Source organism: Geothrix fermentans DSM 14018 (assembly GCF_000428885.1).
GTDB classification, from domain to species: Bacteria; Acidobacteriota; Holophagae; order Holophagales; family Holophagaceae; genus Geothrix; species Geothrix fermentans.
On sequence record NZ_KE386810.1, the window covers coordinates 580119 to 601168 of the forward strand.

Genomic DNA, 21050 nt, shown 5'->3' on the forward strand with positions numbered 1-21050 from the left:
GGGTGGAAGGGAACCGGATTGGATGGTGGTACTCAGCCCTCGACGTGGGCCTTGAGCCGGGCCAGGGCGTCGTCCCACTGCCGCGACAGCCGCTCCAGGACCAGGTGGGCATCCTCCAGGCGCTGGGGCTGGAAGGCCCAGAGGCGCTCGCGCCCCTGGCGCCGGCTGCTGACCAGGCCCGCCTCGGACAGCACCCCCAGGTGCTTGGTGAGGGCCTGGCGGGACACCGCGAACTGGCCGCTCAGGCGCGAGACCGTGAGCGGCCCGCCTGCGCAGAGGGTCAGGAGCAGCCCGAGCCGGGTGGCATCTCCCAGCGCCGCGAAGAGCGGGGCCGCTTCCTGGACCCGGTCGGGCGGCAGGTTCTCAGCCCGCGACATGGCGTTCGATGTTCTTGAGCTGGCCCGCCCAGCCGCGTTCGTTCATGCGGAAGGCCTCGTCGCGGCGGTGCGCAGGGACCCGGTCGAACCCGGACTCGACCACGGACAGGAGGGTCCCCCCACCCTGGGGCGAAAGCCGGAACTCCACCAGCGTGGTGGGTTCCTGGGAGTAGTCCACCGCGGGGTCCACGGCGTAGGGGTGCCAACGGTAGGAGAACAGGGTCTCGGCGTCCATCCGCTCGACCAGGAGTTCCATGGTGATGTGCTCGTAACCCGGGTGCGTGATCCTTCCCGTGAGCCGCTGGCCGGGCACGAAGGGGCCATCCAGGGCCACGCGGAACCAGGTCCCGAACTCCCCGGCGTCCGTCAGCGCCCGCCAGACGCGGGCCACGGGCGCCTGGAGCAGGATCTCCTTCTCGATGCGGTCGGTGCTGGATGCAGTCATGTGCAACCTCCGGGTTACATGTTAGGAGGCCCGCGGCTTCGCGCAACCCCCAGGTTGCATTTTTGAATCGGCCCGGAAAACCCTAGTGGTTCACCCGCGGTCCGTGCATGAGCTCGACCACGGCCTGGTTCAGGCGCAGGCGGGTCTCGTGGCGCTCGAAGGCGCGGGTGAGGTAGCGGGCCCGGATCTCCATGCCGGTCGGCCCGGGCACCACCTGGACACCGGGCACCGCTGAGAAGGCCTTCACCCGGTACCGGGCTGCGGTCTGCTGCCACTCGGCTTCAGCGATCTTGGCGTTGGCCTGGGTCTGCGTCTCCACCAGCCGCTGGACGCCGTCGAGGACCGGGTAGGGATCCTGGCCCATGGGGAGGACGACGTGGAGTTCATCCCACATCCACTTGCCCGAAGTGGAGAAGTTGAAGAAGTGCCCCTCGATGGCGAAGTTGTTCACGAAGGCCACCCGGCGGCCCGTGGGGTGGCCCGCATCGCTCCAGCTGCCGGTCTCCAGGATCACCGTGCGGAGCAGCCCGATCTCAACCACCTCGCCGCCCACACCGCGGATCTCCACCCAGTCGCCCATGCGGATGCCATTCTTCCCCATGAGGATGAACCAACCGAAGAAGGCCACGATGAAGTCCTTGAGGGCCACCGTCAGGCCGGCGCCCGCAAGGCCGAAGATGGTGGTGGCCTGGGCCGGCATCCCCATGATCAGGAAGCCGATGGCCAGGACCGCCACCACGCGCAGGATCACCTTGAACACGGAAGTCGAGGCCCCGAGTGAGACCCGCTCGGCCGAGGAGGCGCGGTCGCGCCGCCAGTCGATGAAGAGGCTGAGCAGGGCGACGACCACCGCCACCCCGAGGATGACCAGACCCTGCGCCAGCATCTTGTGCAGGGCGGCGGTGCGGTAGCCGTCCGCCAGGACGAGCCAGGCGCCATAGGTCTCGACCAGGCCCTGCTGGTCCTGGATGCGGCGGGAGATGATGGCCAGCCGGCGCTGGGCGTCCCCGAACTGCTTGAGGGAGGACAAGGCGGCCTTGGCCTCCCCGCGGTCGACCTTGTGTCCGGCCGCTCCATGCATGAGGGATGAGGCGGCGCTCCGGGCAGCCTCGCGATCCTCGGCCTCCTTCTTGACCTGGGCTTCGACCTCCACCCGCCGCTTGGAGGCGGATTCCACTTTGACCTGGGCTTCGGCCTGGGCCCGGACCAGGCGCTGGCACTTGTCCCGCTGGAACCGCCACTCCTGCAGCCGCCCCATCAGGCTGCCCGCCTGGAAGGTGCTGGGTGCCTTGGTCCCGACCATGGCCTGGGAGGAATCCCGGTCCGCGGCCTCGTGGGCCTCCTTCAGGCGGCGGATCCGGGCCTGGGGATCCCCGCCGGCCTGGGCAAGGTCGTCCGAGGCAGTCTCAGCCTCATCCTTGTCCAGCTCCAGCTGGGCCTTGGCGATGTCAATCTGGTCCTCGAGGACGTCCTTTTCGGATTCCGGGGCCGTGGCGAGCTTCCGGGTCAGTCCGGCCAACTGCTTCTCGCCGGCTTCCACGGCCGCCTGGGCCTTGACCTTGGCTTCCATGAGCTCTTTCAGCTCAGGAGTCTCCTTCACCGGGGTGGTCGCCGCCCGGCGGATGGCGAAGCTGAAGGCGAGGTCCACGGAGTGGTTGCCCAGCCGTTCCGCCTGGAGGGCCAGCTGCTTCTCCTCGAGGGTGATGGCCATGGGCACCAGGCTCCTGGCCGTGAGGAGCGGCGATTGGTCGATGAGCCGCTCCTGCACCGGGGCGGCCTTCCGCTTGCCTTTCTTCACCGTGGGGGCGGGCGCCTCCTGCCCCGGGGGAGGGGCCGGTGCCTCCCGGGTCAGGATCCATCCGGCAGTGGCACCGGCCGTAAGGATCAGCAGGGTGGCGGCGGGAATCCAGGATCTGGCGCTCATTCCACCAGACAACCATGAACAGGGCCGGAACGCAAAAACCCCGGAGCAGGCTCCGGGGTTCCATGAATGCCGAGGGGATTCAGCCCTTCTTCGGGGCGTCCTTCTTCTTGGCGCAATCCGGGCAGTCCTTGCAGGAGGCGGCCTTGTTCTTCTCGCAGCAGGCCATCCCGCAGCACTTCTTGGGCTCGGCCTTCTTCTCTTCGGCAGCGTAGCCGGCCAGGGCGAAGGAGCTCACCAGGGCCAGCGCCAGCATTTTCTTCATGGGGATTCTCCAGGCAGGGGGCACAGCCCCGCACACACACCATAACCCGCGTCAGGGGATTTCCCCGCGGGAGAAAACCATCAGTGGCCGAACAGATTCTTGAGCACCATGGCGGCCATGGCGGGATTGGCTCCCAGGCGGCGCTTCATGTAATGGATGGCGAACTTCCAGTCCTCGGCGAAGGGGACGTAGAGGCGCATGATGTGGCCCCGCTTCACGATCTCCTTCTGGATCTCTGCGCGGGGGACACCCATCAGCATCTGGAATTCGTAGGCGTCCTTCGCCACGCCCTTCTTGTCCAGGTGCTCGATGCAGCGGCGGATCAGGGGCTCGTCGTGGGTGGCGATCTCGGGGTAGTGACCATGGTCCAGCAGCAGCTGCACGTACTCGAAGAGCTTCTCCTTCATGTCCTTCTTGTCCTGCAGGGCGACCTCCGCGGGTTCCTTGTAGATGCCGATGCAGATGCGGACCTTGCAGGGCTTGAGGTGGAGGGCCTTGATGTCCTCGCCGGTGCGGAAGAGGCGGCTCTGCAGCACGATGCCGAAGTTGTCGAACTCATTCCGGATGGCCTTGAACATCCTCAGCGTGACGTCCGTGAAGTGCCGGTCCTCCATGTCCAGGGTGATGTGGACCCCATGCACGGCCGCGGCGGCGACGATGCGGCGCAGGTTCTCCTGGCAGTAGGCCTCGCTCTCGTTGATGCCCAGCTGCGTGGGCTTGAGGCTGATGCTGGCGTTGGAGCGGGTCTTCACCGCCTCGATCATCCTGAAGTACACCTGGACCGTGGCCTCCACATCCTCCCGCTTGAACACCTCCTCGCCCAGCAGGTCCAGGGTGGCCGAGAGCCCCTGCTTGTGGAGCTCGTCCACCTTGGCCATGCCGCTTTCAAGGCCCTTGCCCGCGCAGTAGGGCGCGGCGAAGGTGCGGACGAGCCCGTCCGGCATGAGATCGAGCACGATGCGTTTCAAATCCACGGTGTTCCTCCCGTCGTTCCTGCGTTTCCCGGCCCTTCCCTGCGGCCGGACAGCCCTACAAATATACCGGCGTCCATGCTCCTGACCGAGCGCGCAGAATGAGATGTGACCTCGGAGACAACGCGAAAAAGCCCGCGGACTTTGGATCCGCGGGCTTCTCGTGCTGGTGGTTCCTCTGGGACTCGAACCCAGGACCCTCTGATTAAGAGTCAGATGCTCTAACCAGCTGAGCTAAGGAACCGCTGGAAGAACCAGTCTAGCAGGGTGCACCGGGGACGCAAGAGCCGGATCTGCACCCATTTCTAGAGGCTGGGCATCTTCATGGCCCGGCGGACGTCCACCATGGTCTCGGCGGCCACGGCCCGGGCCCGGGCGCTGCCGTCCTGGAGGACGGCTTCCAGCTCGGCGGGATGGGCCAGGGAGGCCTCGATCTTCTCCCGCACGGGCTCCACGCGCCGGATGATGGCCTCGGCCACGCGCTTCTTGCAGTCGAAGCAGCCGATGCCCGCCCGGCGGCACTCCGTGTTCACCATCTGCACGGTCGCGTCGTCGCTGAAGAGCTTGTGGAAGTCGAAAACCGGGCAGATGTCGGGGTTGCCGGGATCGGTCTTCCGGACGCGGGCGGGATCGGAGGCCATCTGCCGGGTACACTTCTCGAGGATGGCGGCATTGGTGTCGCGCAGGTAGATGCAGTTCCCGTAGCTCTTGGACATCTTCCGCCCGTCGAGGCCCGGCACCTTGGGCGTCTTGGTGAGCACGGCCTCGGGCTCCGGGAAGACCTCCTTCTGGTAGAGGAAGTTGAAGCGGCGGAGTACCTCGCGGGCCAGTTCGATGTGGAAGAGCTGGTCCTCGCCCACGGGCACCTTGTGGGCGCGGTAGATGATGATGTCGGCGGTCATCAGGAGGGGGTAGCCCAGGAAGCCGTAGCTGCCGAGGTCGGCCACGGCGTTCTGCAGCTTTTCCTTGTAGGTGGGCACCCGCTCCAGCCAGGAGAGGGGCGTCACCATGGACAGCAGCAGGTGCAGCTCCGCGTGCTCCTTCACGAGGCTCTGCACGAAGATGGTGGCCTTCTGCGGATCCAACCCCGCGGCCAGGTAGGTGGCGGTCAGCTCCAGCGTGGCGGGCCAGATCTCATCCACGGCCTCGTACTTCGACGTGAGCGCATGCCAGTCCGCGATCATGTAGAAGGCCTCGCCCTGGCCCTGAAGCACCGTGAAGTTGTCCAGGGCTCCCACCAGGTGGCCGATGTGCTGGGAGCCCGAGGGCTGGATGCCGGAAAGGATGCGTTGCATGGGAACTCCGATGGGGCGCGTGGATCAGAAGTGGAGGACGAGGCGGGCGACGAGCTCGATGCCGTAGAACACCAGCCCGAACACGGGACCCAGCACGTAGCCCAGGAGCCCCGTGAGGGCCACCACGATGAGGATGCCGCCCATCCAGGGCTGGATCCGGTCGAACTTCGGCAGCCAGCGCCAGGGCAGGAAGCCCCGCAGGATGCCGGCTCCGTCCAGGGGCCCCATGGGCAGCAGGTTGAAGAGGGCCAGGCCGATGTTGATGAGCACCAGGCGCCCGAGCAGGGCCAGGAAGAGCGTGGTGGTGGTCCCCAGCTGGAGCACCTGGAGGCTCTCCACCTTGCCGGCCAGCAGCGCCCGCGCGAAGACCCGGAACTCCATCTCGGGCACGGGCGCCACGGCCTTCACCATCAGGAGCATGATCCCCAGGAAGACCACAGCCTGGATCAGGTTCGACGCCGGCCCCGCGCTGGCCACGAAGGCATAGCCCACCCGCTGGGTGAAGCGGCGGGTGAGCTTGCGGGGATCCACGGGCACGGGCTTGGCCCAGCCGATGAAGGGGAAGCCCGTGGCCATGCCCAGCAGGGGGAAGACGAAGGTGCCCAGGAGGTCCATGTGGGCCAGGGGGTTCAGCGTCATCCGGCCCAGGCGCGCCGCCGTGTCGTCCTCCAGCAGGTAGGCCGCCGTGGCATGGCTGGCCTCGTGCACGCTCAGGCTGAAGAGGAGGGCCACGTAGCTGACGAGGATGGTGGGGATGGAGATGCTGTCGAACACCCGGGCTCCGGCAATCCCCCAGTGTACAGGCTGGGGGTCAGAGCCCCAAAGCGGCCAGGGCCGGCCCCAGGGTCCCCGCCGAAGCTCCCAGGCCCAGTCGCAGGAGGAACTCGACGTTGCCCTCGCCGCCCCGGATGGGGCTTTCCGCCAGGTCCAGGGGGCGCAGCTCCGTGCCCGCGAAGAAGGTCCAGGTCTCCACCAGCACGCGGCGATGGACGGCGGGATCGCGCACGATGCCACCGGCGCCCACGTCCTCCCGGCCCGCCTCGAACTGGGGCTTCACCAGCAGCACGGCCTCCGCCCCGGCTTCGAGGCTCGGCAGGATGGGCGGAATGGCCAGGCGCAGGGAGATGAAGCTCAGGTCCGCCACCAGCAGGCTGCAGCGCTCAGGGATGCGGGCCGGATCCCAGGTGCGGAGGTTCATGTGCTCCATGGAGACCACCCGGGGATCGCTCCGCAGCTTCCAGTGGAGCTGGTTGGTGCCCACGTCCACGGCATAGACTTTCGCCGCGCCCCGCTGGAGCAGGCAGTCCGTGAAGCCGCCGGTGCTGGCCCCGGCGTCGAAGCAGATGCGGCCGGTGGGATCGATGGTCCAGCGGTCCAGGGCCCCGGCCAGCTTGAGCCCGCCCCGGCTCACGAAGGGCAGCGCATCCCCGCGCAGGCGGATGGAGGCCGCCTCGTCCACGGCCGTGCCCGCCTTGGTGACGGGCCGGTCCTCCACCAGCACCTCCCCTGCCAGGATGCGGGCCTGGGCCTTGGCGCGGGTCTCGCATAGGCCGCGCTGCACCAGGAGCTGGTCCAGACGCATCTTAGCCACGGGCCTGCTTCCGCTGCCGGGCCAGCTCCTTGCGGTAGGTCCCCACATTGCGGTTGTGGTCCCGCAGGCTGGGGGCGAAGTTATGGCCGCCCCGGCCCGTGGCCACGAAGTAGAGATCCTTCCCCGAGAGCGGCTCCTTCGCCGCGTCGATGGCCGAAGGGCTGGGCACGGCGATGGGCGTGGGCGGAAGTCCCTTCACCGAGTAGGTGTTGAAGCGGCTGGGCCGGCGGATGTCCTCGGGCGTAGGGGCGGTGAAGCGCAGGTCGCCGGCGGCCCACCGCGCGTAGAGGCTGGTGGGGTCGCACTGGAGGCGCATGCCGATCTTCAGCCGCTTCAGATAGACACCCGCCACCCGGGGCTGCTCCTCCACCAGCTTGGTCTCCTTCTCCACCAGGCTCGCCAGGATGAGCGTCTGGTAGGGGGGCAGCGCGCCGCCCTCCAGCCGGGGCCGCACCTGGTCTCGGAAGGCCTCCACCAGCATGAGCATGATCTCCTCGGGCTCCAGCGCATGGTGCAGCTTGTAGGTGGCCGGGGCCACGAGCCCCTCCAGGCTTTCGGCGTCCTCGAATCCGGCCGTCCTGGCCAGGCGCGGGCTCTTCCACAGGGTCCAGAAGACCTCCTCGGGCACGAAGTCCTTCAGGCGCTTCTGCACGGCCCAGGCATGGGCCCCTTCGGGGATGGACACGGAGGTGTAGTGGATCTCCGCGCGGCGCAGCTTCCCGGTCACGTCCGACAGGCTGGCCCGGGGGGCGAAGGTGTATTCGCCCCGGATGAGCTGGAGCTTCCGGGTCCGGGCCCAGAGCTTGAACAGCGAGGCCGAGCGGATGACACCGTCCCGCTCCAGCTGGTCCGCGATCTGGTTGATGCTGGCGCCCTTCCTCACCAGGACCGTGGCCTCCTCCCGGAGGGGCCCCCGCCCCTTCCAGGCCCACCAGGCGCCAGCGGCGGGAGCCACGGCCAGGATCAACGTGGCCAGGAAGAATCTGAGGGACATCGAAGAACGCGCCATGCCTCCAGAATGCCGTGGTAGCGTGGATCCATCCACCCAAGGAACCTGATGAGCACCCCCGGCTACCGCCGTCACGTCGGTCTGTTCTCGGCCACCATGCTGATCGCTGGCTCCATGATCGGCTCTGGCGTATTCATCGTCGCGGCGGATATGGTCCGCACGGGCGGTTCCGGCGGCTTCCTGCTGGCGGCCTGGGGCCTCACGGCCGTGCTCACGCTCTTCGCGGCCCTCAGCTACGGGGAGCTCGCGGGGATGTTCCCCCAGGCTGGCGGCCAATACACCTACCTGCGGGAGACCTACGGCCCCACCGTGGGCTTCCTCTATGGCTGGACCTTCTTCGTGGTCATCGAGTGCGGCACCATCGCCGCCGTGGCCGTGGGCTTCGGGAAGTACCTGGGCAGCTTCCTCCCGGCGGTCACGGACTCGGCCTGGATCGGCCCTCACCTGGACGTGCCCCTGATGAAGGTTTCGCATGCCATCGCCGTGGGGCCCTACCACTTGGGGCTGACGCCCTCCCGCCTGTCCGGCGTGGTGGTGGTGCTGCTGCTCAGCGCCGTGAACCTCTACGGCGTGCGCCTGGGCTCCCGCATCCAGGATCTCTTCACCGTGGCCAAGATCGGCGGCCTCGCGGCCCTGATCCTCCTGGGCCTGATGCTGAAGCCCGCCGTCGCCCCCTCCCAGGCTCCCTTCACCGCCGGCGACGGCGCCGCCCTGCCCTTCCTGACGGCCCTGCTGGTGGTGCAGACCGGCAGCCTCTTCTCCGCGGACGCCTGGAACGCCATTACGTTCATCGCGGGGGAGGTGAAGGATCCGCGGCGAACCATCCCCTACGCCCTGCTGGTGGGCACGACCCTGGTCTGCGGCCTCTACATCCTGGCCAACGCCGCCTACCTGCGGGTGCTGGGTCCCACGGGCATCGCCCACGCCCCCCAGGACCGCGTGGGCAGCGCGGCCCTCCAGGCCCTGCTGGGCAGCGGCGGCGGCCTCATCATGGCCGGCAGCATCCTCATCTCGATGTTCGGCTGCCTCAACGGCCTGATCCTCTCAGGCGCCCGGGTCTACCAGCGCATGGCAGAGGACGGCCTGTTCTATCCCCGCGCCGCCCTCCTCAACGAGCACGGCGTCCCGGGCTTCGGCCTCTGGATCCAGGCCTTCTGGACCTGCCTGCTCACCCTTACGGGCACCTATGGCCAGCTGCTGGACTTCGTGATGCTGCCCACAATCCTCTTCTACATCCTGGCCGTGGGCGGGGTCATCCTGCTGCGCCGGCGGCGGCCCGATCTCGAGCGCCCCGTGAAAGTCTGGGGCTATCCCTTCGTCCCCGGACTCTACCTCCTGGGGGCCACGGCCATCATCGGCGCCCTCTTCATCTACCGTCCCAGCTATTCGTGGCCCGGCCTGGCCCTGGTGGCCCTGGGCTGGCCCGTCTACCTCGCCGTGAAACCCCGCGTCGCGGCCCCTGGAGGGAGTCTCCCATGACCCACATCGTCGTTCTCGGAGCCGGCCGCGTCGGCGGCGCCATGGCCAGGGACTTGGCCCCGGATTTCAAGGTGACGGTGGCCGACCGCTCCGAAGCGGCCCTGGCCCGCATGCGCGAGGGCGGGCTGGGCACCCGGGGCGCCGACCTGGCCTCCTCCGAGGGCGTGAAGGCCGCCGTGGCGGACGCGGACCTGGTGGTGGGCGCCGTGCCGGGCTTCATGGGCTTCGCCACGGCGAAGGCCGTGCTGGAGGCGGGCAAGCCCCTGGTGGACATCTCCTTCTTTGACGAGGATTGCTTCGAGCTCGACGAACTGGCCAAGCGCCAGGGCCTCACCGCCATCGTGGACTGCGGCGTGGCACCCGGCTGCGGGAACATCATCCTCGGGGATACCGCCCGGCAGTGGGATCACGTGGACACCTTCGAGTGCCTGGTGGGCGGCCTGCCCGTGGTGCGGACCTGGCCCTACGAGTACAAGGCCGGCTTCAGCCCCATCGACGTCATCGAGGAGTACACCCGTCCCGCCCGCTACGTGAAGGACGGGCGCACGGTCACCCTGCCCGCCCTGTCCGAGCCCGAGCTGCTGGACTTCCAGGGCCTGGGCACTCTGGAATCCTTCAATACGGATGGGCTCCGCAGCCTCATCCGGACCTTCCCGCATGTGCCGGACATGAAGGAGAAGACTCTCCGCTATCCCGGGCACATCGAGAAGATGCGCATGCTCCGTGAATCCGGTTTCTTCCGCAAGGAGAAGCTCCGGGTGGGCGACGTGGAGATCAGCCCCCTGGACCTCACCACGGCCCTGCTCTTCCCCATGTGGTTCATGCAGGAGGGCGACGAGGACTTCACGGTCATGCGCGTCACCGTCACCGGCCGGAAGGACGGGCGCCCCGCGCGCCGGGAGCTGAACCTGCTGGACCGCTACGACCCCGCCACGAAGACCACTTCCATGGCGCGCACCACGGGCTACACCTGCACCGCCGCCGTGCGGCTCCTCCTCCGGGGAGGCTACGCGAAGAAGGGGGTCAACCCGCCGGAGTTCCTGGGCCGGGAGCCCGGAGCCTGGGACTTCATCCGGGCCGAGCTGGCGAAGCGGGGCGTGGTCTTCACGGAGGGTTGATCAGCCCACCAGTTCCCGGTGCCGCACCGTGAGGGCGGCCACATCGTTCTGGATCCGGTGGGCCAGCAGCTCCACCAGGGCCACGGAGCGGTGTTGGCCGCCGGTGCAACCGATGGCCAGGGTGTGGTAGGCGCGGCCCTCCTGGCGCACCAGGGGCAGGGACCACCGCAGCCACGACTCGGCCCGCTCCAGGAACTCGCGGAAGTCCGGGGATTCCAGCAGGTATTCCTGCACGGCCGCATCCTGGCCCGTCAGGGGCTTCAGGGCCTCCACATAGTAGGGATTGGGCAGGAACCGGGCATCCAGCACCACGTCCGCGTCCTGGGGCACGCCGCGCTTGAACCCGAAGCTGAGCAGCCGTACGGCCGTGCTGCGGGTCGGCAGCTGGGGCACCAGGGCCGCGACCCGCTGGCGCAGGTCCGCCAGGCTCAGGCCCGTGGTGTCGAGGATGGTCGTGGCCAGGGCACGGATGGGGGCCAGCAGCTCCCGCTCGCGCTGGATGCCCTCGCCCGCGGAGCCCAGCAGGGCGAGGTGGTGGGGGCGCCGGGTTTCTGAATAGCGACGAAGCAGGGCGCTGTCGTCCGCCTCCACGAAGACCACCTGCACCGGCACGTTGCTGGCGTTGAGCCGCTCCAGCAGCGGCCCGAACTCGTGCGCGAACTCCACCTGCCGGCTGTCCATGCCCACCACCAGCCGCTCCCGGCCGGGCCGGAGCTTCGCCTCCAGCTCGATGAGCGGCTCGAGGAGCCTCGGCGGGACGTTGTCCAGGGCCGTGCAGCCGCTGTCCTCCAGGGCCCCCAGCACCGAATGGCGCCCGGCCCCCGCCAGTCCCGTGACGACGATGAGTTCCATGGATCTAGAAGCTATCAGCTGTCGGCTGTCGGCTGTCAGTAAAAACAGCGGGCCCCGCATGGGGCCCGCTGACAGCTGAGAGCTGAGAGCTGATAGCTGATAGCTAATCTTCCAATCCCCCCGCCGTGAACCGCAGCACCCGCTGGATGCCGTCGGGGGCGTTGCCCTGCTCGTCGGGACCCAGCTCGAAGGTGTCGGCGGGGCCGCGGAAGAGCTCCTCCTCCGGCGTGTAGGCCGGCTGGGGCTCCACGCGGTAGAGGTAGGAGATGATCTCGTCCTCGTAGCCGAAGCGCATCTGCTCGAAGTATTCGTAGCTCTCGCGCTTGTACTCCACCAGCGGGTCCTTCTGGCCGTAGCCGCGGAAGCCGATGGCCTCCTTGAGGTGGTCCATGACCAGCAGGTGGCGCTTCCAGGCCGCGTCGATGATCTGGAGGATGGACCAGCGCTCGTAGCTGCGCATGCCCTCGCCGCCCAGCCGCTCGTCCTTGCCCTCATAGTACTTCTGCACCAGCGCGACCAGGGCCTCGGTGGCCTGGGCCTGGGGCATCTGACCCACGGCGTCCACCTCTTCGCCTCCGAGGGTGAAGAGCTGCTCCACCCGCTCCCGGAAGCCCGCCAGGTCCCGCTCGCCCTTGTCGGGCAGGAAGTCGTTGGCGATGCCCTCGGCGATCTCCCCGGCGACGCGGAGCACGTAATCCTTGGTGTTGCCCTTGAGGATCTCCGTGCGCAGCCCGTAAAAGAAGATGCGCTGCTTGTTCATCACATCGTCGTACTCAAGAAGGTGCTTGCGGATCTCGAAGTGGTGGGTCTCCACCCGCTTCTGGCTGCGCTCGATGGCGCGGGTGACCATGCCGGCCTCGATGGGCTCGTCATCGTTCATGCCCATGGCGCCCATGAGGCTCTTGATGCGGTCGCCCCCGAAGATCCGCATCAGGTCGTCCTCGAGGGACAGGTAGAAGCGGCTGCTGCCGGGGTCGCCCTGGCGGCCGGCGCGGCCGCGGAGCTGGTTGTCGATGCGCCGGCTCTCGTGGCGCTCGGTGCCCAGGATGTGCAGGCCGCCGAGGCCCACCACTTCCTCGTGTTCGGTAGCCGTCTGCTCGCGCATCTGGTCGACGAGCGCGGAGAACTCGGCCGTCTCCTTCCCCTCCTCATCGTAGAGCGCGATGTCCTTCTTCTTGGCCTCCAGCCGGGCCATGCCCTCGGGATTGCCGCCGAGGATGATGTCCGTGCCGCGGCCGGCCATGTTGGTGGCGATGGTGACGGCGCCCTTGCGGCCCGCCTGGGCCACGATCTCGGCCTCCCGCTCATGGTGCTTGGCGTTCAGCACCACGTGGGGGATGCGGGCGGCCTTGAGGGCGTCCGCCAGATCCTCGCTGCTCTCGATGCTGGCGGTGCCCACCAGGACCGGCTGGCCCTTGGTGTGGAGCTCCCGGATCTCCTCGACGATGGCCTTCTTCTTCCCCTTGCGAGTGGCGTAGACCGTGTCCGCGAAGTCCTTGCGGACCATGGGCATGTTCGTGGGGACGATGATCACATCCAGCTTGTAGATGGAGTGCAGCTCCGTGGCCTCGGTCTCGGCCGTTCCGGTCATGCCCGCCAGCTTGCCGTACATGCGGAAGAAGTTCTGGAAGGTGACGGTGGCAAGGGTCTGGTTCTCGGCGTTGACCTCCACGCCCTCCTTGGCCTCGATGGCCTGGTGCAGGCCGTTGGACCAGCGGCGGCCCGGCATGAGGCGGCCCGTGAACTCGTCCACGATGACCACTTCCATGCCCTTGCCGTCCTCCTTGGGACGCACCATGTAGTCCACGTCCAGCTTGTAGAGGTTGTGGGCCAGCAGGGCCTGGTTGAGGCCGTGCAGGGTCTCGATGCTGCCCGGATCGTAGAGGTTCGCCACGCCCAGGAGCTGCTCCGCGTGGTGGATGCCGTCATCGGTGAGCATCACCTGGCGGTCCTTCTCGTCGATCTTGTAGTCGGCTTCGGCCTTGAGCTTCGGCACCACCGCGTCGATGCGGAAGTACTTGGAGGTGTCCTCCTCGCTGCTGCCCGCGATGATGAGCGGCGTGCGGGCCTCGTCGATGAGGATGCTGTCCACCTCGTCCACGATGGCGTAGTGGAAGCCGCGCTGGGTGAATTCCTCCAGGTCCCACTTCATGTTGTCGCGGAGGTAGTCGAAGCCCAGCTCGTTGTTGGTGGCGTAGGTGATGTCGCAGGCGTAGGCGTCGCGGCGCTCCTGGTCGTCGAGCCCGTGCTGGATGACGCCGATGGTGAGGCCCAGCCAGGAATAGAGGCGCCCCATCCACTCCGCGTCGCGCCGGGCCAGGTAGTCGTTGACCGTGACGAGGTGGGCGCCCTTGCCCGCCAGGGCGTTCAGGTAGAGCGGCAGCGTGGCGGTGAGGGTCTTGCCCTCGCCCGTCCTCATCTCGGCCACCTTGCCCTCGTGGAGCACCATGCCGCCCACCAGCTGGACGTCGAAGTGCCGCATCTTGAGCACGCGCTTGCTGGCCTCGCGGGCCACGGCGAAGGCCTCGGGCAGGATGTCGTCCAGGGTGGCGCCGTTGGCCAGCTTCTCCCGGAGGTAGGGCGTCTTGGCCTTCAATGCCTCATCGCTCAGGGCGGAGATCTCCGGTTCCAGGGCGTTGATGGCCTGGACCCTGCCCCACAACCGCTTCAGCTCCCGGTCGTTCTTGGAACCGATGAGTTTCTTCAGGAGATTGTCGATCATGGAGCCGTCCAGTCGCGTAAACCATTGATTGTAGCCTGACGGATCCCTGATTCCCAGCGGAGGTGCGGCACCCCAAGCCTCCTTGGTTGCCAAAGTTACCCCGCCCAGGCAAACTGATCGTTTGGAAAATGGAGAAACCATGGCCCTCGAACGCACCTTTGCCATCGTCAAGCCCGACGCCGTCAAGGACGGCCACATGGGCGAGATCCTCACCGCCATCGAGCAGAGCGGCCTGAAGATCGTGGGCCTGAAGCTGACCCGCCTCACCCCCGCCATCTGCCAGGGCTTCTACCATGAGCACGTGGGCAAGGGCTTCTACGCGGAGCTGGAGGCCTTCATGACCGAGGGTCCCGTGGCGATCATGGTGCTCGAGGGCGAGAACGCCATCCTCCGCTGGCGCGATCTCATGGGCGCCACCAACCCCGCCAACGCCGCCGAAGGCACGCTGCGCAAGCGCTTCGGCGCCAGCATCGGCCGCAACGCCACCCACGGCAGCGACAAGCCCGAGAGCGCCAAGTTCGAAGTCAGCTACTTCTTCAACGCGTTCGAGCAGTTCTGAAGCCAGTCCTCAGTCCTCGGTCTTCAGTGGAACGGCGCCCAATGGGCGCCGTTCCTGCATTTACTGAGGACTGAAGACTGAGGACCGAAGACTATCCTTCCGCCACCGCCTGCAGTGCGGCCTGGCAGAGCCGCCGGATGCCCGGGAGCAGCTCGGCGCTCTGGAGTCCCTTCTCATTGAACCACTGCCCCCCGGGCGGTGGCTGAGGGAGGAGGTCCTCCGGGGCCCGAGCCAGGAGGAGGTGGGTGAGGTAGAGGCGTTGCTGGCCTTCCAGGCCTTCCACCCTGAGCAGCCAGGGGGTGGGCAGGCGGCTGGTTCGCTCGTCGAAGATCACCGGAAGCATGGACTTGTCCACGAAGCGGCAGGGGATGCCCCAACTCGTCTCGAGCTGGGAACTCAGGAGCGTCGTCGGCAGGAATCCCGGCGACCAGGGGACCTGGATCGGCATCAGCAGGCCGTGATGGGGCGCATGTGGCGATGGCGCCAGCAGGACGAACGGGGTGCGCCCGCCGTGGACCACCACGCCTTCGAGGAAGGTGGTCAGGTGGACCCGGCCCTCGGCCATCAGCGCCCTCCCGCGGCTTCCAGTTCCTGCATGATGCGGTCGCGGGCGGCGGCCACTTCGGCGGCGGCGGCCTCGGGCTTGAGCTTCAGGACTTCCTTGGTGCGGCGGTCGCGCAGCTCGACGATGCCGTCCTTCAGGCCCTTGGCGCCCACAGTGAGGCGCAGGGGGAAGCCCAGCAGGTCGGCATCCTTGAACTTGGCGCCGGGGCTCATGCCCTCGCGGTCGTCGTGGAGCACCTCGAAGCCGGCCTTCTCCAGATCCTGCTCGACCTGGGAGGCCACGCCGGAGACCTCCGGATTGGCCGGATCGAGACAGACGATGTGCACCTGGTAGGGCGCGATGGGCCAGGGCCAGATGATGCCGTCGGCATCGTAGTTCTGCTCGACTGCCGCGGCCACGGTGCGGGTGATGCCGATGCCGTAGCAGCCCATCACCATGGGGTTCTCCTTGCCCTGTTCGTCCAGGAAGGTGCAGCCCATGCTCTTGGAATACTTCAGGCCCAGCTTGAAGACTTGGCCCACCTCGATGCCGCGGAAGGCCTGGTAGTGCCCCTTCCCGCAGCGCGTGCAGGCGTCGCCCTCGGTGGCCATGCGCAGGTCCGCGTAGGCGCAGCCCGGCAGGTCGCGCACGGGATCCAGACCGAAGTGGTGGTAGTCCGTGCGGTTCGCGCCGCAGGTGAGGTTCACGGCGCCTTCCAGGCTGCCGTCCACGAGCATCTGGACGTCCTTCAACCCCACCGGCCCCATGAAGCCGCTCTTGGCTCCCGTGAAGGCCTCGGCCTCTTCCAGCGGCATCATCTCCATCTCCGCGGCCCCGACGAAGTTCTTCACCTTGACGGGGTTGACCTCGTGGTCGCCCCGCAGGACGGCCCCCACGAGCTTCGTGGTCCCATCCGCGAAGGTGACGCGGTAGAGGAAGAACTTGCTGGTCTGGGTGATGGGCATGCCCTTCGGATGATCCGCGTCGATCATCCCCTCGGCCTGCTCCACCTGCCCCACCACACCCGGCGTGCGGAAATGATCTTTCTTCAGTTCGAAGGCTATTCCATGTTCTCCGGCGCGCAGCACCGGAGCCTCGGTCTTCTCGATGTTGGAGGTGTAGTCGCAGGCATCACAGCTGAGGATCGCGTCCTCGCCGCTGCCCGCCAGCACGTGGAATTCGTGGGTGAAGCTGCCGCCGATGGCGCCGCTGTCGGCCTCCACGGGCCGGAACTTCACGCCGAGACGCGAGTAGATCCGCTTGTAGGCGTTGAACATGGCCCAGTACTCGCGGTCGGCGCAGGCGTCGTCCGCATGGAAGGAGTAGGCGTCCTTCATGGTGAACTCGCGGCCACGCATGAGGCCGAAGCGGGGGCGGCGTTCGTCGCGGAACTTGGTCTGGATCTGGAAGAGGTTCATGGGCAGCTGCTTGTAGCTGCGTACGTTCTTCCGCACGATGTCGGTGATGACCTCCTCGTGCGTGGGGCCCAAACAGAAGTTGTAGAACTCCCGCTCATCGGGCTTCTCCCCCCGGGCCCGGCGCTCGGCCATCTCCGCCTTGGCCTTGCGGTCGCAGAAGCGCAGCAGCTCATCGCCGTAGAACTTCCAGCGCCCGCTCTCCTGCCACAGCTCCGCGGGCAGCACCGCGGGCATGAGCAGCTCCTGGCAGCCGTCCTTGGCCAGCTCCTCGCGGACGATCTCCTCGAACTTGCGGATGCTCCGGAAGGCCAGCGGCAGGTAGCTGTAGATGCCCGCCGCCACTTTCTGGATCATGCCCGCGCGCATCATGAGCTGCTGGCTCACCACGTCGGCATCGCGCGGCGTCTCGCGCAGGGTCTGGATCAGGAGCTTCGACTGCTTCATGGGGGCCTCGAACCTTCGAGTCTATACGAGGAAGGGGGGACCGCCTGCCCGCTTTGCTCGCGATGTCCCCCCTTCGACCCCCACGTTCGGGCCAGGCGAAGCCCGGCCCGAACGTCCGGAGCTCCGCGGCCTCCGTCGATCGGGCGGCGTCAGGCCAGAAGGCTCTGCACGAGCGCGCTGGCGGCCTTGCCGTCGAAGGCGGCGCCGTGCGCGGCCTGGAGGGCCTTCATGACCTGGCCCATGTCCTTCTTGGTGGCGGCGCCGGTCTGGGCGATGGCGGCCTTCACGGCCGCCTCCAGGGCCGGGCCCTCGATCATGGCCGGCAGATAGGGCTTGAGCAGCTCGATCTCCGCCCGCTCCTGGGCGGCCCGGTCGGCCTGCCCCACCTTCTCGAACTGGGCGATGCTGTCCTCCCGGGACTTCACCAGCCGCTTGAGGACGGCCAGGGCATCGCCCTCCTCCAGGGTCCCCTGGGGGCCCAGCCCCTTGGCCACGGCCTCGTTCTTGTAGGCGGCCAGGGCCATGCGGAGCACCTGGGTCCGGGCGGCGTCCCGAGCCAGCATGGCGGTTTTCAGATCGGCCTGCAGACGGGTGAGCATGGGGGCCTCCGGGTGATCTTCCATGGTGACGCAGATGACGGGGACAGTCTTCAGTCCTCAGTCCTCAGTCCTCAGTAAAAGATACGAAGCGGGCGCCTTCCGGCGCCCGCTTCGCTACTGGAGACTGATCCCTGAAGACTGTCCTCAGGCCTTCTCGAACTTGATGACTTCCACAGGGCAGCCGGCCGCGGCGGCCTCGATGCTGGCCTCCAGGTCGGTGCCGAAGCTGCCGGAGAGGGGGCTCTGCTCATCCCGGTTCTCGGAATCGATGCCGTCCTCGCGCACGGAGCCGTTGATGTTGCAGCTGGTGTCGGTGACGTGGAACACGTCGGGGCACTCGGCCTCGCAGGCATTGCACACGATGCAGCCTTCGTCGATCCAGACTTTGGTGATGGCCATGGTCGTCTCCTCGAGATTCAATGGGGGCCCTGGCAGGGGCGAACCCAATCAAACTAGCATCGCGCGGGCCCCGGACCAAGCGTCCCCTCGCCTCCAGAGGCGTGGGAGACTGGACTTGTGACGGAGGTCCGCCCATGCGCCTGAGGGAGACGGGAATTCTCGCCCGGATCCGGGAGCTGCTGCCCGGCGGCGGCACGCTCCTGGACGACTGCGGTGCCCTGCCCGCCCCTCCGCCAGGCCAGACCCTGCTGGTCACCACGGACCTCATGGAATCCGGCCAGCACTTCCGCCTGGACTGGCACCCGCCGGACCTCCTGGCTCGCAAGCTGTTGATGGTGAACCTTTCGGATCTGGATGCCTCGGGCGCCAGGCCCTTCGGCTACACCCTCACCCTGGCCCTGGGCCCGGAGATCGACGGACCATGGCTTGACGCCTTCCTGGAGGGCCTGGCCGGGGCCTCCCGCGAGGCGGAGGTGCAAGTTCTGGGCGGAGATACGGTGGGCCGTCCCGCAGGCCTGGGCCTGGGTCTCACGGCCTTCGGCCACGCGGTGCGCTGGTTGAGGCGGGATGGCCTGAGGCCCGGCGATCGGATCTTCGTGGACCAGCCCCCCGGCGCCAGCCTGCGGGGCCTGCGGAAGCTCCAGGCGGGCCAGCGCTGGAACCCTTCCCGGCCAGACGCGGATCTGGCGGCCCATCTGGCGCCCCGGCCCAGACTGGGCCTGGGCCCGCGCCTGGCGGAGCTGCCCGAAGTCCACGCCTGCCTGGACCTGTCGGATGGCCTGAGCCGGGACCTTCGCAACCTGGCCGAGGCCTCAGGCCTCAGCATCGCCGTGGAACCCGGCCTGGACGAGGACATGCTGCGGGGCGGCGAGGACTACGCCCGCTGCTTCGGCGCCGCCCTGCCCCAGGCGGAACTGGAGGCGCGCCTCGGCCTGCCGCTGATTCCCGTGGGCGAGGCCCTGCCCCGCGGCGAATCGCCTCTGCTCGCCTATGATGGAGGTTCGCTCCGCCCCCTGCCCGACCTCAGCTTCGACCACTTCGGACCTTCATGAAGCATCGCGACAAAACGCACATCTGGGCCCGCACCAAGCGGTTCCTGGCCGATCCGGATCTGGAGCCGCACCACCTGGCCTGGAGCTTCGCCCTGGGCTTTTCCATCGCCTGGAACCCCCTGCTGGGCACCCACACCGCCATCATCCTGGTGGCCTGCGCCCTGGTGAAGAAGCTGCACCGGCCCCTCACCTTCCTGGGCGCCTTCACCAACAACCCCTGGACCATGGTGCCCATGGCCACGGGCTCCGCCCTGCTCGGCAACCTCCTGCTGGGCCGGGGACTCCACCTGGATCTCAGCGGGGTGGACTGGAAGAGCTTCGGCTGGCACAGCTTCGCCACCCGCGAGGGCTTCCAGGCCGCCGCGGCCATGCTCAAGCCCATCCTCGCGCCCTATCTGCTGGGCGGGTTCGTCATGAGCGCCCTGGCCCTTCCCGTGGGATATTTCCTCATGCTCCGGCTGGCGCACCGCCTGCGCCGGCCCAAGCCTGCTCCCACCCCTCTTCCCGGAGACTGACATGGACATGCGCTTCCTGATGAAACAGGCCCAGCAGATGCAGGCGAAGCTCGCCGAGGCCCAGGCGAACCTGCGCATCGAGGGCACCGCCGGCGGCGAGCTGGTGAAGGTCACCCTGAACGGTTCCAAGGAGCTGATGGGCCTCTCCATCGCCAAGGACGCCATGGATCCCGAGGATCCCTCCATGCTCGAAGACCTGCTCATGGCCGCCTTTCGCGACGCCACGGGCAAGGTGGACGAGGCCATGAAGAAGCAGATGGGCGGCATGGGCGCGGGCCTGGGCATCCCCGGACTGGGATTATGAGATTCACCACGGAGACACCGAGGGCACAGAGAAAAACCACCGAGGAAACACAGAGCCTCTGTGACTCTCCGTGTAACCTCAGTGATCTCTGTGCCTCCGTGGTGAATCCTTTCGTCCAGGTTGGGTCCAAACCATGAAGCTGCCGCCGCCGCTCGAGGCCGTGGTGGAGAGCCTCCAGAAGCTTCCGGGCGTAGGGGCGAAGTCCGCCCAGCGCATGGCCCTGCACCTGCTCAAGGAGGGGCCGGAGGCCATGGCCCACCTGGCCCAACAGCTGCAGCAGGCCGCCGACAAGGTGGGCTTCTGCCAGGTCTGCGGCGCCTTCACGGACCAGCCCACCTGCCCCATCTGCCTGGATCCCCGGCGCGATCCCGCCAGCCTCGTCATCGTGGCCGAAGCCTCCAACGTGCTCAGCTTCGAACGCAGCGGCCACTTCCGGGGCCGCTACCACGTGCTGGGCGGCCTCATCTCGCCCCTGCGCGGCGTGGGGCCGGACCAGCTGCGCATCCGCGAGCTGCTCAAGCGCCTGGAGGACGGCGCCATCCAGGAGATCATCCTGGCCACCAACCCCACCGTGGACGGCGAGGCCACCGCCAGCTGGCTGGCCCGCATCCTCGAGCCCATCGGCATCCGCACCACCCGCATCGGCCTGGGCCTCCCGATCGGCAGCGATCTGGAATACGCCGACGAACTCACCCTGGACCGCGCCATGGAAGGGCGCCGGCCCATCGCATAGCCAGGCCGGTACGCATCTGGATGGTGTTCGAAAGAACACCTGAGATGGAAGCGGAGCTAGAAAAGGTGATTTTCTCAGCTCTCCTCGGCTCTTCCGCATACCTCCGCTTATTCATGCCTTTTTCAAGAGCGGATGGAGGGGGAAATCCGATCAGTACTTCACGGAGACATCGCCCCGGGCCCAGGCCTGGCAGGCGAGGCGCTGATCGGGACCGGCTTTGAGCACCTCCAGCACGCGGCGCTCGGCGTTGCCCTTCTCGCTCAGGTGCTCGGCGCCCTCGACCACGGTGACGAGGCAGGTGCCACAGCGGGCGTGGCCTCCGCAGCGGTGGTTCAGGGGCACGCCGGCCCGGGCGCTGGCCGCCAGCAGCGCGGTCTCCTGTTCGCATTCCGCGGTGCCGGGTTTCTTGCCGTCGAATCGGATGGTGTGCATGCGATA

Annotated in this window: 23 protein-coding genes and 1 tRNA gene; 7 read left to right on the forward strand and 17 right to left on the reverse strand. The window is 67.8% G+C overall.

Annotation, left to right across the window (positions count from 1 at the left end):
- Positions 1–32: 32 nt before the first annotated feature.
- The 10 genes from G398_RS0113155 to mltG form a co-directional block, all read right to left on the reverse strand.
- On the reverse strand, positions 33–377 hold the full coding sequence (locus G398_RS0113155; protein WP_052571949.1) for an ArsR/SmtB family transcription factor: 345 nt from the start codon (positions 375–377) through the stop codon (positions 33–35).
- On the reverse strand, positions 364–822 hold the full coding sequence (locus G398_RS0113160; protein ID WP_026853937.1) for an SRPBCC family protein: 459 nt from the start codon (positions 820–822) through the stop codon (positions 364–366). Before G398_RS0113160 ends, G398_RS0113155 begins: the two co-directional genes overlap by 14 nt.
- Before the next feature lie 82 nt (positions 823–904).
- A complete protein-coding gene (locus G398_RS18450; RefSeq protein WP_052571950.1) occupies positions 905–2746 on the reverse strand; it encodes a mechanosensitive ion channel family protein in 1842 nt (613 codons plus the stop codon).
- 79 nt (positions 2747–2825) lie between these two features.
- Positions 2826–3008, reverse strand: coding sequence for a hypothetical protein (locus G398_RS0113170; protein ID WP_026853938.1), 183 nt, complete (start codon positions 3006–3008; stop codon positions 2826–2828).
- An 80-nt stretch (positions 3009–3088) separates the two neighbouring features.
- Entirely contained in the window at positions 3089–3982 is an 894-nt protein-coding gene (locus tag G398_RS0113175; protein WP_026853939.1) for a proline dehydrogenase family protein, read from the reverse strand.
- Between the two features lie 164 nt (positions 3983–4146).
- Positions 4147–4223 (reverse strand) — tRNA-Lys (locus G398_RS0113180).
- A 61-nt stretch (positions 4224–4284) separates the two neighbouring features.
- Complete coding sequence (trpS, locus tag G398_RS0113185) at positions 4285–5274, reverse strand: tryptophan--tRNA ligase (protein ID WP_026853940.1); 990 nt, start codon at positions 5272–5274, stop codon at positions 4285–4287.
- Between the two features lie 24 nt (positions 5275–5298).
- Positions 5299–6048: a site-2 protease family protein gene (locus tag G398_RS0113190; protein WP_052571951.1), complete on the reverse strand. Its 750-nt coding sequence runs from the start codon at positions 6046–6048 to the stop codon at positions 5299–5301.
- 37 nt (positions 6049–6085) lie between these two features.
- Positions 6086–6865 carry a TlyA family RNA methyltransferase gene (locus G398_RS18455; protein WP_052571952.1) on the reverse strand — a complete coding sequence of 260 codons (780 nt, stop codon included), beginning with the start codon at positions 6863–6865 and terminating at the stop codon, positions 6086–6088.
- Positions 6858–7874: an endolytic transglycosylase MltG gene (gene mltG, locus G398_RS18460; RefSeq protein WP_084512664.1), complete on the reverse strand. Its 1017-nt coding sequence runs from the start codon at positions 7872–7874 to the stop codon at positions 6858–6860. The genes G398_RS18455 and mltG overlap by 8 nt, the downstream gene beginning before the upstream one ends.
- A gap of 48 nt (positions 7875–7922) precedes the next feature.
- Between mltG and G398_RS0113205 the strand changes: the two genes are divergently transcribed.
- Positions 7923–9353, forward strand: coding sequence for an APC family permease (locus G398_RS0113205; protein ID WP_026853942.1), 1431 nt, complete (start codon positions 7923–7925; stop codon positions 9351–9353).
- On the forward strand, positions 9350–10471 hold the full coding sequence (locus G398_RS0113210; protein ID WP_026853943.1) for a saccharopine dehydrogenase family protein: 1122 nt from the start codon (positions 9350–9352) through the stop codon (positions 10469–10471). The genes G398_RS0113205 and G398_RS0113210 overlap by 4 nt, the downstream gene beginning before the upstream one ends.
- On the opposite strand, the gene rapZ is transcribed toward G398_RS0113210, so the two are convergent.
- Both rapZ and secA read right to left on the reverse strand, forming a co-directional pair.
- Positions 10472–11323 (reverse strand): RNase adapter RapZ, encoded by an 852-nt coding sequence (gene rapZ / locus G398_RS0113215; protein ID WP_043484968.1) that lies wholly within the window; start codon positions 11321–11323, stop codon positions 10472–10474. It abuts the gene before it with no gap.
- 103 nt (positions 11324–11426) lie between these two features.
- Positions 11427–14045: a preprotein translocase subunit SecA gene (gene secA / locus G398_RS0113220; protein WP_026853945.1), complete on the reverse strand. Its 2619-nt coding sequence runs from the start codon at positions 14043–14045 to the stop codon at positions 11427–11429.
- 139 nt (positions 14046–14184) lie between these two features.
- Between secA and ndk the strand changes: the two genes are divergently transcribed.
- Positions 14185–14604 carry a nucleoside-diphosphate kinase gene (gene ndk / locus G398_RS0113225; protein ID WP_026853946.1) on the forward strand — a complete coding sequence of 140 codons (420 nt, stop codon included), beginning with the start codon at positions 14185–14187 and terminating at the stop codon, positions 14602–14604.
- Between the two features lie 91 nt (positions 14605–14695).
- Here ndk and G398_RS0113230 read toward each other — a convergent pair whose 3' ends face one another.
- The 4 genes from G398_RS0113230 to G398_RS0113245 form a co-directional block, all read right to left on the reverse strand.
- Positions 14696–15169, reverse strand: a complete 474-nt coding sequence (locus G398_RS0113230) for a hypothetical protein (RefSeq protein ID WP_026853947.1) — start codon at positions 15167–15169, stop codon at positions 14696–14698.
- On the reverse strand, positions 15169–17010 hold the full coding sequence (gene proS / locus G398_RS0113235) for a proline--tRNA ligase (RefSeq protein ID WP_026853948.1): 1842 nt from the start codon (positions 17008–17010) through the stop codon (positions 15169–15171). Before proS ends, G398_RS0113230 begins: the two co-directional genes overlap by 1 nt.
- A gap of 149 nt (positions 17011–17159) precedes the next feature.
- Positions 17160–17609: a GatB/YqeY domain-containing protein gene (locus G398_RS0113240; RefSeq protein ID WP_026853949.1), complete on the reverse strand. Its 450-nt coding sequence runs from the start codon at positions 17607–17609 to the stop codon at positions 17160–17162.
- A gap of 144 nt (positions 17610–17753) precedes the next feature.
- Complete coding sequence (locus G398_RS0113245) at positions 17754–18008, reverse strand: ferredoxin (protein ID WP_026853950.1); 255 nt, start codon at positions 18006–18008, stop codon at positions 17754–17756.
- 134 nt (positions 18009–18142) lie between these two features.
- Between G398_RS0113245 and G398_RS18465 the strand changes: the two genes are divergently transcribed.
- The 4 genes from G398_RS18465 (at position 18143) to recR (ending at position 20612) form a co-directional block, all read left to right on the forward strand.
- Positions 18143–19060 (forward strand): thiamine-phosphate kinase, encoded by a 918-nt coding sequence (locus G398_RS18465; RefSeq protein WP_052571954.1) that lies wholly within the window; start codon positions 18143–18145, stop codon positions 19058–19060.
- Positions 19057–19575: a DUF2062 domain-containing protein gene (locus G398_RS0113255; protein ID WP_026853951.1), complete on the forward strand. Its 519-nt coding sequence runs from the start codon at positions 19057–19059 to the stop codon at positions 19573–19575. The genes G398_RS18465 and G398_RS0113255 overlap by 4 nt, the downstream gene beginning before the upstream one ends.
- A 1-nt stretch (position 19576) precedes the next feature.
- On the forward strand, positions 19577–19879 hold the full coding sequence (locus G398_RS0113260) for a YbaB/EbfC family nucleoid-associated protein (protein WP_026853952.1): 303 nt from the start codon (positions 19577–19579) through the stop codon (positions 19877–19879).
- A gap of 133 nt (positions 19880–20012) precedes the next feature.
- A complete protein-coding gene (gene recR / locus G398_RS0113265; RefSeq protein WP_026853953.1) occupies positions 20013–20612 on the forward strand; it encodes a recombination mediator RecR in 600 nt (199 codons plus the stop codon).
- A gap of 150 nt (positions 20613–20762) precedes the next feature.
- Here recR and G398_RS20885 read toward each other — a convergent pair whose 3' ends face one another.
- Positions 20763–21044: a 2Fe-2S iron-sulfur cluster-binding protein gene (locus G398_RS20885; protein ID WP_052571955.1), complete on the reverse strand. Its 282-nt coding sequence runs from the start codon at positions 21042–21044 to the stop codon at positions 20763–20765.
- Positions 21045–21050 lie beyond the last annotated feature (6 nt).

What these genes read in the sequence shown, in the direction of transcription:
- G398_RS0113155 (WP_052571949.1), bottom strand. Translation starts at nt 377, where the DNA reads ATGTCGCGGGCTGAGAACCTGCCGCCCGACCGGGTCCAGGAAGCGGCC.
- G398_RS0113255 (WP_026853951.1), top strand. Translation starts at nt 19,057, where the DNA reads ATGAAGCATCGCGACAAAACGCACATCTGGGCCCGCACCAAGCGGTTC.
- ndk (WP_026853946.1), top strand. Translation starts at nt 14,185, where the DNA reads ATGGCCCTCGAACGCACCTTTGCCATCGTCAAGCCCGACGCCGTCAAG.
- G398_RS0113230 (WP_026853947.1), bottom strand. Translation starts at nt 15,169, where the DNA reads ATGGCCGAGGGCCGGGTCCACCTGACCACCTTCCTCGAAGGCGTGGTG.
- mltG (WP_084512664.1), bottom strand. Translation starts at nt 7,874, where the DNA reads ATGGCGCGTTCTTCGATGTCCCTCAGATTCTTCCTGGCCACGTTGATC.
- G398_RS0113260 (WP_026853952.1), top strand. Translation starts at nt 19,577, where the DNA reads ATGGACATGCGCTTCCTGATGAAACAGGCCCAGCAGATGCAGGCGAAG.
- G398_RS0113170 (WP_026853938.1), bottom strand. Translation starts at nt 3,008, where the DNA reads ATGAAGAAAATGCTGGCGCTGGCCCTGGTGAGCTCCTTCGCCCTGGCC.
- trpS (WP_026853940.1), bottom strand. Translation starts at nt 5,274, where the DNA reads ATGCAACGCATCCTTTCCGGCATCCAGCCCTCGGGCTCCCAGCACATC.
- G398_RS0113210 (WP_026853943.1), top strand. Translation starts at nt 9,350, where the DNA reads ATGACCCACATCGTCGTTCTCGGAGCCGGCCGCGTCGGCGGCGCCATG.
- G398_RS0113245 (WP_026853950.1), bottom strand. Translation starts at nt 18,008, where the DNA reads ATGGCCATCACCAAAGTCTGGATCGACGAAGGCTGCATCGTGTGCAAT.
- G398_RS20885 (WP_052571955.1), bottom strand. Translation starts at nt 21,044, where the DNA reads ATGCACACCATCCGATTCGACGGCAAGAAACCCGGCACCGCGGAATGC.
- G398_RS0113160 (WP_026853937.1), bottom strand. Translation starts at nt 822, where the DNA reads ATGACTGCATCCAGCACCGACCGCATCGAGAAGGAGATCCTGCTCCAG.
- G398_RS18465 (WP_052571954.1), top strand. Translation starts at nt 18,143, where the DNA reads ATGCGCCTGAGGGAGACGGGAATTCTCGCCCGGATCCGGGAGCTGCTG.
- G398_RS0113205 (WP_026853942.1), top strand. Translation starts at nt 7,923, where the DNA reads ATGAGCACCCCCGGCTACCGCCGTCACGTCGGTCTGTTCTCGGCCACC.
- G398_RS18450 (WP_052571950.1), bottom strand. Translation starts at nt 2,746, where the DNA reads ATGAGCGCCAGATCCTGGATTCCCGCCGCCACCCTGCTGATCCTTACG.
- recR (WP_026853953.1), top strand. Translation starts at nt 20,013, where the DNA reads ATGAAGCTGCCGCCGCCGCTCGAGGCCGTGGTGGAGAGCCTCCAGAAG.
- rapZ (WP_043484968.1), bottom strand. Translation starts at nt 11,323, where the DNA reads ATGGAACTCATCGTCGTCACGGGACTGGCGGGGGCCGGGCGCCATTCG.
- secA (WP_026853945.1), bottom strand. Translation starts at nt 14,045, where the DNA reads ATGATCGACAATCTCCTGAAGAAACTCATCGGTTCCAAGAACGACCGG.
- proS (WP_026853948.1), bottom strand. Translation starts at nt 17,010, where the DNA reads ATGAAGCAGTCGAAGCTCCTGATCCAGACCCTGCGCGAGACGCCGCGC.
- G398_RS0113240 (WP_026853949.1), bottom strand. Translation starts at nt 17,609, where the DNA reads ATGCTCACCCGTCTGCAGGCCGATCTGAAAACCGCCATGCTGGCTCGG.